We start from the raw sequence: 13,644 nt of genomic DNA, 5'->3' as shown, positions 1-13,644 counted from the left end.
CCGCGACGGGCGCGCCGGCACCCACGGCAGCCAGAAGGCCGCCGCCGCCGCGCTGGGAATCACGGAGCAGTCGGTGAGCCGTGCCCTGCTTCGCTCCGGCTGGCAGGAAGAATGGGCGGCACGGCCAGCGGCAGAAATGCTGCTGGCCCTGGCCGACGGCCAGACCGCCGGCGCGGACGGCCACGCCGCGCGCACCCCGAGCGAAGGAGACCGGTGAACGCCCTCTGGATCACACTGGCGCTGGTGACGGCAGGCTTTGCCGGCTGGCCGGTCACCGCCCTGGTCTTCCGCCTGGCCCGCACCATCGACGACAGGGCCGACGCCGGGCAGGCGGCCGACGCGGTTGACGGCACCACGGGCAGCGACTCCGACGCCGGTCCCGGCTGGAGCGACGATCCCACGGACGGGGCGGCAACCACGGCGGCCGGAACCCCGGAAGTACCGGCAGCACCAAGCACTGAGACTCCAACCCCCGAGACCCCAGCCCCCGCGCCCGTCCCGGCGGCCGCCGTCGGCACCCGCATCCTGCGCGGCGGGGCGATCATCGGCGTGCTGGAACGCCTCGCCGTCGCCCTCGCCATTCTGGCCGGGCAGCCCGTGGCCATCGCCTACGTGGTCGCCATCAAGGGCTTGGGCCGGTTCGCCGAACTGAAGGAAACCCCGGTCGCGGCCGAGAGGTTCATCATCGGCACCCTCACCTCGATGCTGTGGGCCGCCGGCGTGGCCGCGCTGGCGAGGGTTCTGCTGCAGGCCTGAAACCGGGCCGATGGATGGGAACCCGGCGGACTGGGGGATAGGGTAGCCGTATGACTGTTTTTGCTGTTGAGTACGTTTACGACGCCGAGTCCGCCGAATCCCGCGCCGCCGCCCGCCCCGCCCACCGGGAATGGACCGCCGGCCTGGCCGAGGACGGCACCCTGCTGGCCAGTGGCCCGTACTCCGACGGCGCCGGCGCGTTGCTGATCCTCAAGGCAGCCGACGAGCAGGCCCTGAGCGAGCTGCTCAAGCAGGACCCGTTCGCCGCCGCCAGCGCCATCTCCGGTATCCGCACCACGGCCTGGGCGCCGGTGACCGGCCTGCTGGCCGGCCACTCCGCCTAAGCGGCCCGCCCACCCTTCGCACTACGCTTCGATCCCAGAGGAGTCCCCGTGACCTCGGTCAGCCTCGGAATGCCGTCGGCACCGCCCCCCGTTCTTGCCCCGCGCCGGAAAACCCGCCAGATCAAGGTCGGCTCGGTCGGCGTCGGCTCCGACTTCCCGATCAGCGTGCAGTCCATGACGACCACGCCGACCACGGACATCAACGCCACCCTGCAGCAGATCGCCGAACTCACCGCCTCCGGCTGTGACATCGTCCGCGTGGCCTGCCCCTCCGCCGACGACGCGGAGGCGCTGCCCATCATCGCGAAGAAGTCGCAGATCCCGGTGATCGCGGACATCCACTTCCAGCCGAAGTACGTCTTCGCCGCGATCGAGGCCGGCTGCGCAGCGGTCCGGGTCAACCCCGGCAACATCCGCAAGTTCGATGACCAGGTCAAGGAAATCGCCCGCGCCGCCAAGGACCACGGCACCTCCATCCGGATCGGCGTCAACGCCGGCTCGCTGGAGCCCGGCATCATGAAGAAGTACGGCAAGGCCACCCCGGAGGCGCTCGTCGAGTCCGCCGTCTGGGAAGCCTCGCTGTTCGAGGAGCACGGCTTCCACGACTTCAAGATCTCGGTCAAGCACAACGACCCCGTCGTCATGGTGGCCGCCTACGAGATGCTCGCGGAAAAGGGTGACTGGCCCCTGCACCTCGGCGTGACCGAGGCTGGCCCCGCCTTCCAGGGGACCATCAAGTCCGCCACCGCCTTCGGCGCGCTGCTCTCCCGCGGTATCGGCGACACCATCCGCGTGTCCCTCTCCGCCCCGCCGGTGGAGGAGGTCAAGGTGGGCAACCAGATCCTGCAGTCGCTGAACCTGCGCCCCCGCAAGCTCGAGATCGTCTCCTGCCCGTCCTGCGGACGCGCCCAGGTGGATGTCTACACCCTCGCCGAGGAAGTCACCGCCGGCCTGGAGGGCATGGAGGTGCCGCTGCGAGTGGCCGTCATGGGCTGCGTGGTGAACGGACCCGGCGAGGCCCGCGAGGCTGACCTCGGCGTGGCGTCCGGCAACGGCAAGGGCCAGATCTTCGTCAAGGGCGAGGTCATCAAAACCGTCCCCGAGAACCAGATCGTCGAAACACTGATCGAAGAGGCTATGCGCCTCGCCGAAGAGATGGGGGAAGCCGATGGCGAAGATGCTGTCAAGGGTGGCCCCGTGGTTAGCGTTTCGTAAGGACGGTACCCAGGCCGGTGCCGCCGTCCGCCTCCTCGGCGCCGGCGACACCGGCACCCTCCGCGATCTCGCGCGGCGCGACCCCGTCGCGAACGTCTTCATCCTGTCCCACCTCGAATCCGCCGGCACCGCCGCGCCAACCGCCGGCGGCGCCAGCATCCTCGGCGTGTTCGACGGCGGGGCCCTCGTCTCGGCCTGCTGGGCCGGGGCCAACCTGGTGCCGGTCGAACTGGATGCCGACCTCGCACCCCTCATCGCGGCCGCGGCACACCGCGCCGGTCGCCGCTACGCCTCCATCTTCGGCCCCGCCGAGGCCGTACTGGCGCTGCACGCGGCCATGGAGGACCTCGGGCACACCGCCCAGGAGATCAGGGCGGACCAACCGCTCATGACCATCAGCGGCACGCCGCTGATCGAGCCCAATCCGGCGTTAGGCTTCGGGCAGATGGCCGACTTCGACCGCATCCTCCCCGCCTGCGCCGCTATGTTCGAGGAGGAGGTGGGCTACTCGCCCTACCTCGGCGGCCGCGAGTTCTACAGCCGGCGGGTCAAGGGGCTGATCCGGGCCGGGCACTCCATGGTCCACCTCGGGCCCGACGGCGAGGTCATCTTCAAGGCCGAACTCGGCGCCGTCACATCCGCCGTCACGCAGGTCCAGGGCGTGTGGATGAACCCCACCCACCGCGGGCTCGGCCTTAGCGCCGGGTACATGGCTGCCGTCGTGCTCCTGGCCCAGCGGCTCGCTCCGGTGACCAGCCTCTACGTCAACGACTTCAATGTCCGTGCCCGGGCCAGCTACGAGCGGGTGGGCTTCGAACAGGCCGGCAGCTTCGCGACGGTGCTCTTCTAAAACCGCGCTCTTCTAGGACGGCGCTGTCCAAGGACGGCGCCGTTCCACCCCGCCCGAGACACGTCATGTCACCGACTTGTGACAAAAATATAAGGGCACACTCTTGTTTTGGCGACGGGGATCACATAGGTTCTAGCTAGCCGCGCCGAGAAGGCGCGAGCGGTCTCAGGGGGAACCACCAACTGGCCCCGCAGCCGCCCGGAAGGGCAGGCTCGGGCCAGGGTTAACAGCCTTGATAAAAGCGGCACTGGGGTCGCGGGGCCGCGCCACGACGGATGACCAGCCGGAAACGGCCAGGGGCTTCCACGCCGGGGCGCGGCCCGTCCCATTCCCTGACGCCTCCCGCCCGGACACATGCCACCCGCACAACCCGCGTCGCCCGGGAACCCGCGCCGCGGCGAGGCGGTAGATTGGTAGCTGGACATTTCGTGCCTCCCCGGAGGCCCCGCATTTCTCAGAAACGGATACCCCTCCAGTGGTCCTTCGACTCTCCCAGCTGTTCCTGCGCACCCTGCGTGAAGACCCCGCCGACGCCGAGGTGGCCAGCCACCGGCTGCTGGTCCGAGCAGGTTACATCCGCCGCGCGGCCCCCGGTATCTACACCTGGCTGCCGCTGGGCCTGAGCGTCCTGCGCCGGGTGGAGCAGATCATCCGCGAGGAGATGACGGCGATCGGCGCCCAGGAGGTCCACTTCCCGGCGCTGCTGCCGAAGGAACCCTACGAGGCGACCAACCGCTGGACCGAGTACGGCGAGGGCATCTTCCGGCTCAAGGACCGCAAGGGCAACGACTACCTGCTGGCCCCCACGCACGAGGAAATGTTCACCCTGCTGGTCAAGGACCTGTACTCCTCGTACAAGGACCTGCCGCTGAGTATCTACCAGATCCAGAACAAGTACCGCGACGAGGCACGCCCCCGGGCTGGCCTGCTCCGCGGCCGCGAGTTCATCATGAAGGACTCCTACTCCTTCGACGTCGACGACGCCGGCCTGGACGCCAGCTACGCCGCCCACCGCAGCGCCTACCTGAAGATCTTCGAGCGCCTCGGCCTCGAGGTCGTCCCGGTCACCGCGACGGCCGGCGCCATGGGCGGGTCCAAGAGCGAGGAGTTCCTGCACCCCACCGAGATCGGCGAGGACACCTTCGTCCGGTCCGCCGGCGGCTACGCGGCGAACGTCGAGGCCGTCACCACCGTGGTTCCCGCGGACATCGATTTCACCAACGCCCCCGCCGCCGAGGTGCGCGACACCCCGGACACCCCCACCATCGACACCCTCGTGGCGGCCGCCAACGCCCTGGCGCCCCGCAGCGAGGCCGACGGCGGCGCCTGGACCGCCGCGGACACGCTGAAGAACGTCGTGCTCGCCGTCACCCTGCCCACCGGTGAGCGCCAGCTCGTCGTCATCGGCGTCCCCGGCGACCGCGGCGTGGACCTCAAGCGCGTCGAGGCCACCATCGGATCCTTCCTGCCGATCGCCGGTGAGATCACCCTGGAGGCCGCCAACGAGGAGGACCTCAAGAAGCAGCCCCTGCTGGTCAAGGGCTACATCGGGCCGGGCCTGTCCCCGGACGCCCCGCTGCTGGGCTCCGAGGGCGCGTCGAAGCTGCTCTACCTGGTGGACCCCCGCGTGGTCAGCGGCTCCGCCTGGATCACCGGCGCCAACGAGGCCGGCAAGCACGTCTTCGGCCTGGTGGCCGGACGCGACTTCGGCTGGGACGGCGTCATCGAGGCCACCGAAGTCCGCGCCGGCGACCCCGCCCCGGACGGCTCCGGCCCGCTGGAAACCGCCCGCGGCATCGAAATGGGCCACATCTTCCAGCTCGGCCGCAAGTACGCCGAGGCCCTGGACCTGAAGGTCCTGGACCAGAACGGCAAGCAGGTCGTCGTCACCATGGGCTCCTACGGCGTCGGCGTCACCCGCGCGGTGGCCGCCCTGGCCGAGTCCAACCACGACGAGAAGGGCCTGGTCTGGCCCCGCGCCGTCGCCCCCGCCGACGTACACGTCGTCGCCGTCGGACGCGGCGAGGAGATCTTCGCCGCCGCCGAGAAGCTCGCGCTCGAACTGGAGGCCGCCGGCCTCGAGGTCATCTACGACGACCGTCCCAAGGTCTCCCCGGGCGTCAAGTTCGGCGACGCCGAACTCGTCGGCGTGCCCACCATCCTGGCCGTCGGCCGCGGCCTGGTGGACGGCGTCGTCGAGATCAAGGACCGCCGCAGCGGCAACGCCGAGAACATCGCCGTGGATCGGGCCGTCGACCACGTGGTCAACGCCGTCCGCAACGCCTGACCCGGCCCGGGGATGCTTTCGGGTCTTGAATCAATCCAGCTCACCACCCTGATCCTGGTGGTGGTGGCCGGTTTCGCGGCCGGCTGGATCGACGCCGTCGTGGGCGGCGGGGGACTGATCCAGCTGCCGGTCATGCTCCTGGTGCCGGGCATCAGCCCGGTGCAGGCGCTGGCGACCAACAAGATGGGCTCCATCTTCGGCACCACCACCAGCGCGGTGACCTACTACCGACGGGTGCGGCCGGACCTGCGCACCGCCATCCCCATGGCGGTGATCGCCTTGGCCGGCAGCTTCGGCGGGGCTATCCTGGCCGCCACCCTGCCGGCGAGCGTCTTCAAACCGATCATCGTGGCCGCGCTGGTGGCCGTGGCCCTGTTTACGGCGCTGCAGCCCAACGTTGGCGAGCTGACCAAGCTCCGCCACAACGGGCACCGCCACTACGTCATCGCCTGCCTGATCGGCGGCGTCATCGGTTTCTACGACGGCATGATCGGCCCCGGAACGGGGTCCTTCCTGATCATCGCGCTGGTGTCCGCCATGGGCTACGCCTTCCTCGAGGCCAGCGCCAAGGCGAAGATCGTCAACATGGCCACCAACGCCGGGGCGCTGCTGTTCTTCCTGCCGCACGGCTCCCTGCTCTGGGGCCTGGGCCTGGTCCTCGGCGGGGCCAACATGGCCGGCGGCTACCTCGGTGCCCGGACCGCCGTCAGCCGGGGCAGCAAGTTCATCCGGATCGTGTTCCTGGTGGTCGTGGGCGTGCTCATCATCAAGCTCGGCTCCGACGTCTGGCACGACACCCTCGGCTGAGACTTCGGCTAAGGGCTCCGTGCCGGGCGCCGGGCTCCCGGGGACCGCAGGGCCCTGCCGCGGTGTCGGGGCCGGGCGTAGCATGCAGCTATGTCAGCACCCGGTGAGCGCTACCGCGACGCCCTGGCCGCCGCGGCCGGGCACGCCCGGCGGTGGCTGGAGAGCCAGCAGTCCCGTCCCATCGGCCCCGCCCGGAGCGCCGCCGAACTCGCGGCCGACTTCGGCGGCCCGCTCCCGTCCGGCGGCACCCCCGCTGCCGAGGTGGTGGACTACCTCGCGGAAAAGGCCGAACCCGGGCTGATGGCCATGCCCTCCGGCCGGTTCTTCGGCTGGGTGATCGGCGGGACGCTGCCCGCCGCCCTGGCCGCGGACTGGCTGGTCAGTGCCTGGGACCAGAACGCCGGGCTCCGTTTCGCCACCCCCGCCACCGCCGCCATCGAGGAGGCCGCGGGCCGGTGGCTGCTCGAGCTGCTGGGCCTGCCCCAGGAGTCGGGGGTGGGGTTCGCCACCGGCGCCACCATGGCCAACTTCACCGGCCTGGCCGCCGCGCGCTGGCGCCTGCTGCAGGACGCCGGTTGGGACTCCGACGCCGACGGCCTCTCCGGCGCGCCGCGGATCCGCTGCTTCGCGGGTGCCGAGCGCCACGACACCATTGACCTGGGGCTCCGCTACCTCGGGCTCGGCCGGCCCACCGCCGTGCGGGCGGACGCGGAGGGCCGGATCGACCCGGCGGCCCTGGACCGCGCCCTCGGGGCGGCGGTTGCCGAGGGTGGTCCGGGTACCGGATCCGTGCCGCTGCTGGTCTGCCTGCAGGCCGGCAACCTGCATTCGGGTGCCTTCGACCCGTTCCGGGAGGCCATCGCCGTCGCCAAGTCCCACGGCGCGTGGGTGCACGTGGACGGGGCCTTCGGCCTCTGGGCCGCCGCCGTGCCGGAACTGGCCGCCCTGACCGACGGGCTGGACAGGGCAGACTCCTGGGGGACCGATGCGCACAAGACCCTCAACGTGCCCTACGACTGCGGGATCGCGGTGGTCCGGGACGTCACCGCGCTCCGGGCGGCGATGGGCCTGCACACCAGCTACCTCATCCAGGCCGCCGACGGGGCCGCCGATCCGTTCGAGACCGTGCCGGAGCTGTCCCGGCGGGCCCGCGGCGTGCCGGTCTGGGCCGCGCTGAAGTCCCTCGGCCGCGACGGCGTCGCCGGGCAGGTCCGCGGGCTGGTGCTCCGTGCCCGCCAACTGGCCGAGGCGCTGGCCGCGCTCGAGGGCGTCGAGGTGCTCAACGACGTCGTCTACACCCAGGTCTCCCTGGCCTTCGGTGATGACGCCACCACCCGGGCGGTAACGGACCGGATCATCGCCGACGGCCGGGTCTGGATGTCCGGTTCGCGCTGGCGGGGCAGGGACATCCTGCGGATCTCGGTGAGCAACTGGAGCACCGACGACGGCGACGTGGCCACAGCGGTGGCGGCGGTCCGGGACGCGCTTGCCGCCGTCCGGGACGCCGGTGAGCAGGCGACTGAGCAGGCGGGCACCTAGCGCGGACGCCTGGCGCGGCAACCTCGTCGTTGTTGCCTAGCCGCGGGAGGGGCCGGAGGCGCCCGGGACCGGCAGGTCGGCGGGCATGGGCAGCCCGTCGAGGGTCCGCCCGGCGAGGGTGCTGGCGACCCAGAGCGACCGAGTCCGGCCGCCGTCGTTCCGTTCCTCCGTGTACCAGAGCGCATTCTCGACTTCCCGCGCCAGGGCCCATTGCCGGGCAACGTCGCCGTCGAGGCCCGCGGCCGCGCTGAACTCCTGGCAGCGTTCCAGCAGCGCCGCGGCCGGATCGGCGGCGGACAATTCGGCCAGCCGGTTCCAGAGCAGCGGCGCCACCGCGAACTCCGCCTCACCCACCAGCGGGTGCGGGTCGATGGCACGGTAATCGTCCGGATCCCCGGACCCGGCCGCTGTCCCGGGACGGGCCAGGATGTTCAGGAAGTGCAGGTCGGCGTGAACCAGGACGTCGACGCCGGAGCGCCGGCCCACCACGCCCCGGGTCTGGCAGACCTCCAGGGCGGCCTCCAGGAGCCAGCGGGGGAAGGGCCGGCCCAGGGCCTCCCAGCGCTCGGGAAACTCGTCGCTCCACCGCTCGGCCACGGCGGCGACCTGTTCAAAGCCGCGCCAGGCGGGGCGGCCGTCCGGGGCGATCGAGAGCCGGCGGACCAGGCCGCCCCAGACCGCGGCGGCCGCCGCAAGGGGCACCTCCTGCAGCGAACGGGTAGCCTTCAGGCGCTCCAGCACCAGCACGCCCGCCTCCGGGTCGGCGGCGATCAGCCGGACCGCGCCCCGGCCCTCCCAGAGCCCGAGGGCGACGTGTTCGGTCCGGGATTCCTCGTGCGGGTAGGCGGCCTTCAGTACACCCGGCGTGCCGTCGTTCAGCCGCACCGGGACGACCACGGCGCCGTGCCCGCTCCACGGTTCCGCGCCGGGCGCCAGGTCAAGGACCAGCGAAAACGCCTCAAGGGCGTCCGCGATCACGCCCGGTAGGGACGCCAGCCAGGCGCGGCCCTCGGCGGTCCGGGAGTATCTGCGGGTGAGGGCGGCGGGGATCGGGACGGGGCTGGGCGAAGTCACCGTCCCAGCGTAGTGTCGGCGATTCAGCCGGCGAAGCCGCTGGTGCCCAGCCAGTTGCCGATCAGGAAGGTGGCCAGCAGAGCCGCGGCGCCGCCGATCACGACCCGGATGGCGGCCTTGGCCTTTGAGCCGCCGCCGATCCAGGCGCCGACGGCTCCCGTCACGGCCAGCGCGACCAGCACCGCGGCGAAGGTGAGCGGCACGCGGATGTTTTCCGGCGGCAGCAGGATCGCCAGCATCGGCAGGATGGCACCGGCCAGGAAGGCGATGGCGGACGCGAGGGCGGCGTGCCAGGGGCTGACGATGTCGGTTTCGTCGATGTTCAGTTCGGCCGCGAGGTGTGCGCCGAGCGCGTCGTGGGCGGTCAGTTCCCGGGCCACGGCGCCGGCGGTTTCCGGGCTGAGGCCCTTCGCCTGGTAGATGGCGGTGAGCTCGGCGAGCTCCTCCTCGGGCTGTTCGGCCAGTTCGCGGCGTTCCTTCTCGATCAGCGCCTCCTGGCTGTCCTTTTGGCTGCTGACAGACACGTATTCACCCAGGGCCATGGAGATGGCACCGCCGACGACGCCGGCGGCACCGGCGATCAGGATGGGGCCGGAGTCGGTCGTCACGCCAGCGACGCCCACCACGATCGCGGCGACCGAGACGATCCCGTCGTTGGCGCCGAGGACGCCGGCGCGCAACCAGTTCAGCCGGTGCGCGAGGTCGTTGCGGTGCGGTTCATTTTCTTGAAAGACGGGTGCCTGGCTGGTTTCCATGCGAACAGCCAACCATCAGCGCCGCAACCGCCGCCAGTATTCGGAGGCTAAGTAAAGTAAGCAGCGCCTACCCTGATTCGTGGCACATCCAGGCTTATTTCCCGCCCGGCCAGCCTATTTTGCAGGCAGCGTGGGCAGTTCCGCGGGGTCCACCGACAGGCCCGGGGTCGGCTCCGGCGCGGCGCCCCAGGCGGCGGCGCGGCGGCCGGTTTCCAGCAGCCCGGACACGGCCCATTGGCGGGTGGCCCCGTCGCTGAGGCCCACCAGGTCGGCATAGGCCGCCAGCGAGCCGGATTCCAGCCCGCGCAGCCCGGCCGCCGGCGAGACCAGGACCGCGGGGTCCAGTGCATAGCCGGCCTGCCGCGGGGGAGCGGCGGCGCAGTGCTGCCGGGCCAGCGACTCGGCGGCCGCGGCGAGGGCCTCGTGGCGGGTTAGCCGCGTGGCGGCCGCGGCGGCCCCGGGGCCGTCCAGACGCGTCAGGGCCACTTGGTAGGCGTAAACGGTTTCCCTTTCGGTGCTGATCACCTCGGCGAGGGCGTTCGCCAGGTCCGCGCGCGCCGGTGACGCCGACGCGGAGGGGGTGGCTGAGGAGGAAACCGTCGCGGACGGGCAGGCCGAAGGGGCCGGTGTCGCGGACCCGGGGGCCGGGGCGGCGCTGGCGGGGGCCGACGCTGCGGCGCCCGTCGATGCCGGGTCCGGCGTGCCGGTCGCGGCGGCCACCGCGGAGGCCTGCAGCAGCTGGCCGGTGCCGATCGAGGCGAGCAGGCGGGCTGTCCCCGGGTCCGCGGAGGCGGCGTCGGCCAGGCGTTGCCGCCCGCTGGCGTCCAGTGCGGTGACGAGCGACGCGGCCGTCACGGGCGCGGCTGACGGGGACGCAGACGCGGGGGATTGGCCCGGGGACGCCGACGCGGTGGACGGGGACGGGGACGCGGTGGACGGGGACGGGGACGCCGCGCCGGAGGGCGCCAGAGACGGGGACGCCGAAGCGGTGGCCGACCCGGGCCGCCAGAGCGCCCTGGCCTGGGTTGTCAGGAAACTCACAGTGCCGTACGCGGCGGTCCCCGCGCCGGTGAGCCGTTCCGCGTCGGAACGGAGCTCCAGGGTGTCGGTAAGGGCGGCGGCCAGGGCCTTCTCCGACGTGGTCGGCGGAGCCGGTTCCGCGGGCTTGCCGGGGCGTACCACCAGCCCCAAAGTCAGCACCACCACGGCGAGGACGACGATCAACGCCAGCCGGGGAAGGTTGCGGGGCAGCCGGGCCCGCCGTCGTTCTCCGCTGGTCTCCTCATTCACAACAGACCATTTTGGCACGGCCCGCACGCGAGCCACCGCGGTGGGGGTCTGGAGAGGCCCGGCGGCGGTGCGGCGGCCGGAACTGGAGTGCGCCACCGGCCGCGATTGTCGCTACGCTAGTACTCACAACATCATCTAGCAGGAGGCGGGCGGCATCATGACCAACGCAGAAGCCACGACTTCGACAGGCCGGACCGGATCGGGGAAGGCTGACGCCGCCCCCGCACACAACCTGGAGGCCGAGCGGCTCTACGCGCTCCTCGCCCCCGCGGTCCAGGCCAACCGGCTGTACCTGGAAGATGTCTCCATTCACATTGCCGGCGCCAACCGGGTGGTCCACGTCGTCGTCGACCTGCCCCAGGAGGAAACCGGCGGCGTCAGCCTCGACGTGATCGCGGAGATCTCCAAGACCCTTTCGGACATCCTGGACGAGGACCCCAGCACGGATTCCCGGCCGTACGAGCTCGAGGTGTCCTCGCCCGGCGTCGGCCGCCCGCTCACCGAAGAGCGGCACTGGCACCGCGCCCGCGGCCGGATGGTCACCGTCAACGTCATCCAGGGTGACAACGTCACCGGCCGGATCCAGTCCGTGGACAGCTCCGGCGTTACGCTGGTGCCCGAACTGGCCGTCAAGAAGGGGATGAAGCCCAAGCAGGGCGACCCCGTGAAGCTTCCTTTCGACAGGATCCGCAGTGGAAAAGTCGAGATAGAGTTCAGCCACCTCGAAGAGGCGCCGCTGGAGAACGACAATGGACCTTCCGAGGAGGCCTAATGGATATTGACATGAGCGCGCTGAGACTCCTGGAGCGTGAGCGTGAAATCCCGCTGGATCTCCTGATCCCCACCATCGAACAGGCCCTCCTGGTGGCCTACCACAAGACGCCTGGCGCCTTCGAGAAGGCCCGCGCCGAGCTGGACCGCAAGAGCGGCCACGTGACCATCTGGGCCACCGAGATCGACGACGACGGCGAACCCGTCGGGGAGTTCGAGGACACCCCGGCCGGCTTCGGCCGGATCGCCGCGAGCACCGCCCGGCAGATCATCCTGCAGCGCCTGCGCGACGCCGAGGACGACAACGTCCTGGGCCAGTTCAAGGGCCGCGAGGGCGAACTCGTCGCCGGCACCATCCAGCAGGGCAACAACCCGCACATGATCCAGGTGAACCTCGGCACGGTGGAGGCGCTGCTGCCGCCGCCCGAACAGGTCCCCGGCGAGAAGTACATCCACGGCAACCGGCTCCGCGCCTTCGTCATCGACGTGCACCGCGGCACCAAGGGCCCGTCCATCACGCTGTCCCGGTCCCACCCCGGCCTGGTCCGCAAGCTCTTCGAACTCGAGGTCCCGGAAATCGCGGACCACTCGGTCGAAATCGTCGCGCTGGCCCGTGAAGCCGGACACCGCACCAAGATCGCGGTCAAGGCCAACATCCCGGGCGTCAACGCCAAGGGTGCCTGCATCGGCGAGATGGGCTCCCGCGTCCGCGCCGTCATGACCGAGCTGAACGAGGAAAAGATCGACATCGTCGACTACAGCGACGATCCGGCCACCTTCATCGCCAGTGCGCTCTCGCCCTCGCGGGTGAATTCGGTCACCATCACGGACGAGGCCACCCGGTCCGCCCGCGTGGTGGTCCCGGACTACCAGCTCTCCCTCGCCATCGGCAAGGAGGGCCAGAACGCCCGCCTGGCCGCCAAGCTCACCGGCTGGCGGATCGACATCGTCTCGGACGCGGCGGAGAACAAGGACAAGTAGTCCCTCCCTCATCTCCACGTTCGGCCCCGGCGCAGCCCCTGCCCGGGGCCGAACGCCGTTTCCCCGGACCTGCCCGTTTCGGGACCGGGGCGCCGGAGGGCTAGAATAGACAGTGACCGCGCCTTCGGGCCGGCATCCTTGTGCCCTCGGCGCGTGCGGCTTTCCCAGCGGACGTGCCGGGCCGGCAGGTGGTTACGGCAGGAAGATACTCGCAGTGGCAGAAACTCAGCAGCTCGGGAATCAGCCGCAACGTACCTGCATCGGGTGCCGCAAGAAGGGAACGCGGTCGGAACTGCTCCGGCTGGTCGCCGGCGCCGGCGGGTCAACCGCCGTCGTGGTCGACGAACGACGCCGGATGGCAGGCAGGGGAGCATGGTTGCACCCCAGCGAAAAGTGCCTGGCACTGGCGGTCAAACGCCGTGCGTTCGGACGCGCCCTCAACGGCGTCGCCGGAACGGACGACGTCGAACGCCGGATCCTGGCAGGCACGCACGCTGCAGACACCCCGGTGGCCGCAGCAACAACCGTCCAACCTGAAAGCGGGTCAGAAAACTGATGGAAACCCGATGAGTTCCCAGCGATGAGTACGCAACGATGACAACTTTGTTGCGCTCTGCAATGGGCCTTTCAGCTGCACCCGCGGCGGAGGCCCGCAGTAAGAAGTAGACGGTTCGTGCCTGGCTCGGTGCGGACCGAGACAGGAGAAATGTGGCCAAGGTCCGCGTACATGAGCTCGCCAAAGAGCTCGGTATTACTTCCAAAGATGCAGTGACAAAACTGCAGGAACTGGGCGAATTTGTTCGCTCCGCCTCTTCCACAATTGAGGCACCGGTGGTGCGGAAACTCCGCAACGCCTTCCCCGACGCTCCCGCCGCTTCCAAGACCGAAGCGCCCGCGTCCGCCCCCAAGGCCAGCCCCGCCGCCAACCGCCCGGCCCCCGCGCCGGCTCCGGCCGCGCCCAAGGCCGAAGCTCCC

General features: G+C 70.9%; 14 protein-coding genes and 1 pseudogene. 12 read left to right on the top strand and 3 right to left on the bottom strand.

Features of this window, described 5'->3' with window-relative positions; all coding sequences use genetic code 11:
- The 8 genes and pseudogenes from AB0305_RS20655 to AB0305_RS20620 form a co-directional block, all read left to right on the top strand.
- A pseudogene (locus AB0305_RS20655) lies at positions 1 to 217 on the top strand (MarR family transcriptional regulator); the annotation flags it as partial.
- Entirely contained in the window at positions 214 to 756 is a 543-nt protein-coding gene (locus AB0305_RS20650; RefSeq protein WP_364137121.1) for a hypothetical protein, read from the top strand. The pseudogene AB0305_RS20655 and the gene AB0305_RS20650, both read left to right, overlap by 4 nt.
- Positions 757 to 806: 50 nt before the next feature.
- Positions 807 to 1,100 (top strand): YciI family protein, encoded by a 294-nt coding sequence (locus AB0305_RS20645; protein WP_290258370.1) that lies wholly within the window; start codon positions 807 to 809, stop codon positions 1,098 to 1,100.
- Between the two features lie 48 nt (positions 1,101 to 1,148).
- Complete coding sequence (ispG, locus tag AB0305_RS20640; RefSeq protein WP_290258369.1) at positions 1,149 to 2,315, top strand: flavodoxin-dependent (E)-4-hydroxy-3-methylbut-2-enyl-diphosphate synthase; 1,167 nt, start codon at positions 1,149 to 1,151, stop codon at positions 2,313 to 2,315.
- Positions 2,278 to 3,165, top strand: a complete 888-nt coding sequence (locus tag AB0305_RS20635) for a GNAT family N-acetyltransferase (protein ID WP_364137325.1) — start codon at positions 2,278 to 2,280, stop codon at positions 3,163 to 3,165. Before ispG ends, AB0305_RS20635 begins: the two co-directional genes overlap by 38 nt.
- A 475-nt stretch (positions 3,166 to 3,640) precedes the next feature.
- Positions 3,641 to 5,452 carry a proline--tRNA ligase gene (locus AB0305_RS20630; protein WP_364137124.1) on the top strand — a complete coding sequence of 604 codons (1,812 nt, stop codon included), beginning with the start codon at positions 3,641 to 3,643 and terminating at the stop codon, positions 5,450 to 5,452.
- 12 nt (positions 5,453 to 5,464) lie between these two features.
- Entirely contained in the window at positions 5,465 to 6,259 is a 795-nt protein-coding gene (locus AB0305_RS20625; protein WP_364137126.1) for a TSUP family transporter, read from the top strand.
- Between the two features lie 90 nt (positions 6,260 to 6,349).
- Positions 6,350 to 7,798, top strand: coding sequence for a pyridoxal-dependent decarboxylase (locus AB0305_RS20620; RefSeq protein WP_364137128.1), 1,449 nt, complete (start codon positions 6,350 to 6,352; stop codon positions 7,796 to 7,798).
- A 36-nt stretch (positions 7,799 to 7,834) separates the two neighbouring features.
- On the opposite strand, the gene AB0305_RS20615 is transcribed toward AB0305_RS20620, so the two are convergent.
- The 3 genes from AB0305_RS20615 to AB0305_RS20605 form a co-directional block, all read right to left on the bottom strand.
- Positions 7,835 to 8,872, bottom strand: a complete 1,038-nt coding sequence (locus AB0305_RS20615; protein WP_364137130.1) for an aminoglycoside phosphotransferase family protein — start codon at positions 8,870 to 8,872, stop codon at positions 7,835 to 7,837.
- 23 nt (positions 8,873 to 8,895) lie between these two features.
- A complete protein-coding gene (locus AB0305_RS20610) occupies positions 8,896 to 9,627 on the bottom strand; it encodes a VIT family protein (RefSeq protein WP_364137132.1) in 732 nt (243 codons plus the stop codon).
- Between the two features lie 114 nt (positions 9,628 to 9,741).
- Positions 9,742 to 10,917, bottom strand: a complete 1,176-nt coding sequence (locus AB0305_RS20605; RefSeq protein ID WP_366173878.1) for a DUF4439 domain-containing protein — start codon at positions 10,915 to 10,917, stop codon at positions 9,742 to 9,744.
- Positions 10,918 to 11,074: 157 nt separating this feature from the next.
- Here AB0305_RS20605 and rimP point away from each other — a divergent pair, with 157 nt between their 5' ends.
- The 4 genes from rimP to AB0305_RS20585 form a co-directional block, all read left to right on the top strand.
- Positions 11,075 to 11,689 (top strand): ribosome maturation factor RimP, encoded by a 615-nt coding sequence (gene rimP, locus AB0305_RS20600; protein WP_290258362.1) that lies wholly within the window; start codon positions 11,075 to 11,077, stop codon positions 11,687 to 11,689.
- Positions 11,689 to 12,669 carry a transcription termination factor NusA gene (nusA, locus tag AB0305_RS20595; RefSeq protein WP_290258361.1) on the top strand — a complete coding sequence of 327 codons (981 nt, stop codon included), beginning with the start codon at positions 11,689 to 11,691 and terminating at the stop codon, positions 12,667 to 12,669. Before rimP ends, nusA begins: the two co-directional genes overlap by 1 nt.
- Before the next feature lie 214 nt (positions 12,670 to 12,883).
- The gene (locus tag AB0305_RS20590; protein ID WP_364137137.1) at positions 12,884 to 13,225 is read left to right on the top strand and encodes a YlxR family protein; all 342 of its coding nucleotides are present in this window, start codon (positions 12,884 to 12,886) and stop codon (positions 13,223 to 13,225) included.
- 152 nt (positions 13,226 to 13,377) lie between these two features.
- Positions 13,378 to 13,644: translation initiation factor IF-2 N-terminal domain-containing protein (locus tag AB0305_RS20585; protein ID WP_366173875.1), on the top strand; the 267-nt coding region annotated here is incomplete at its 3' end.

The sequence above is a fragment of the Arthrobacter sp. NPDC080086 genome, from assembly GCF_040702285.1.
The sequence above is the reverse complement of the archived record's forward strand: the minus strand, read 5'-3'. Positions and strand labels throughout refer to the sequence as shown.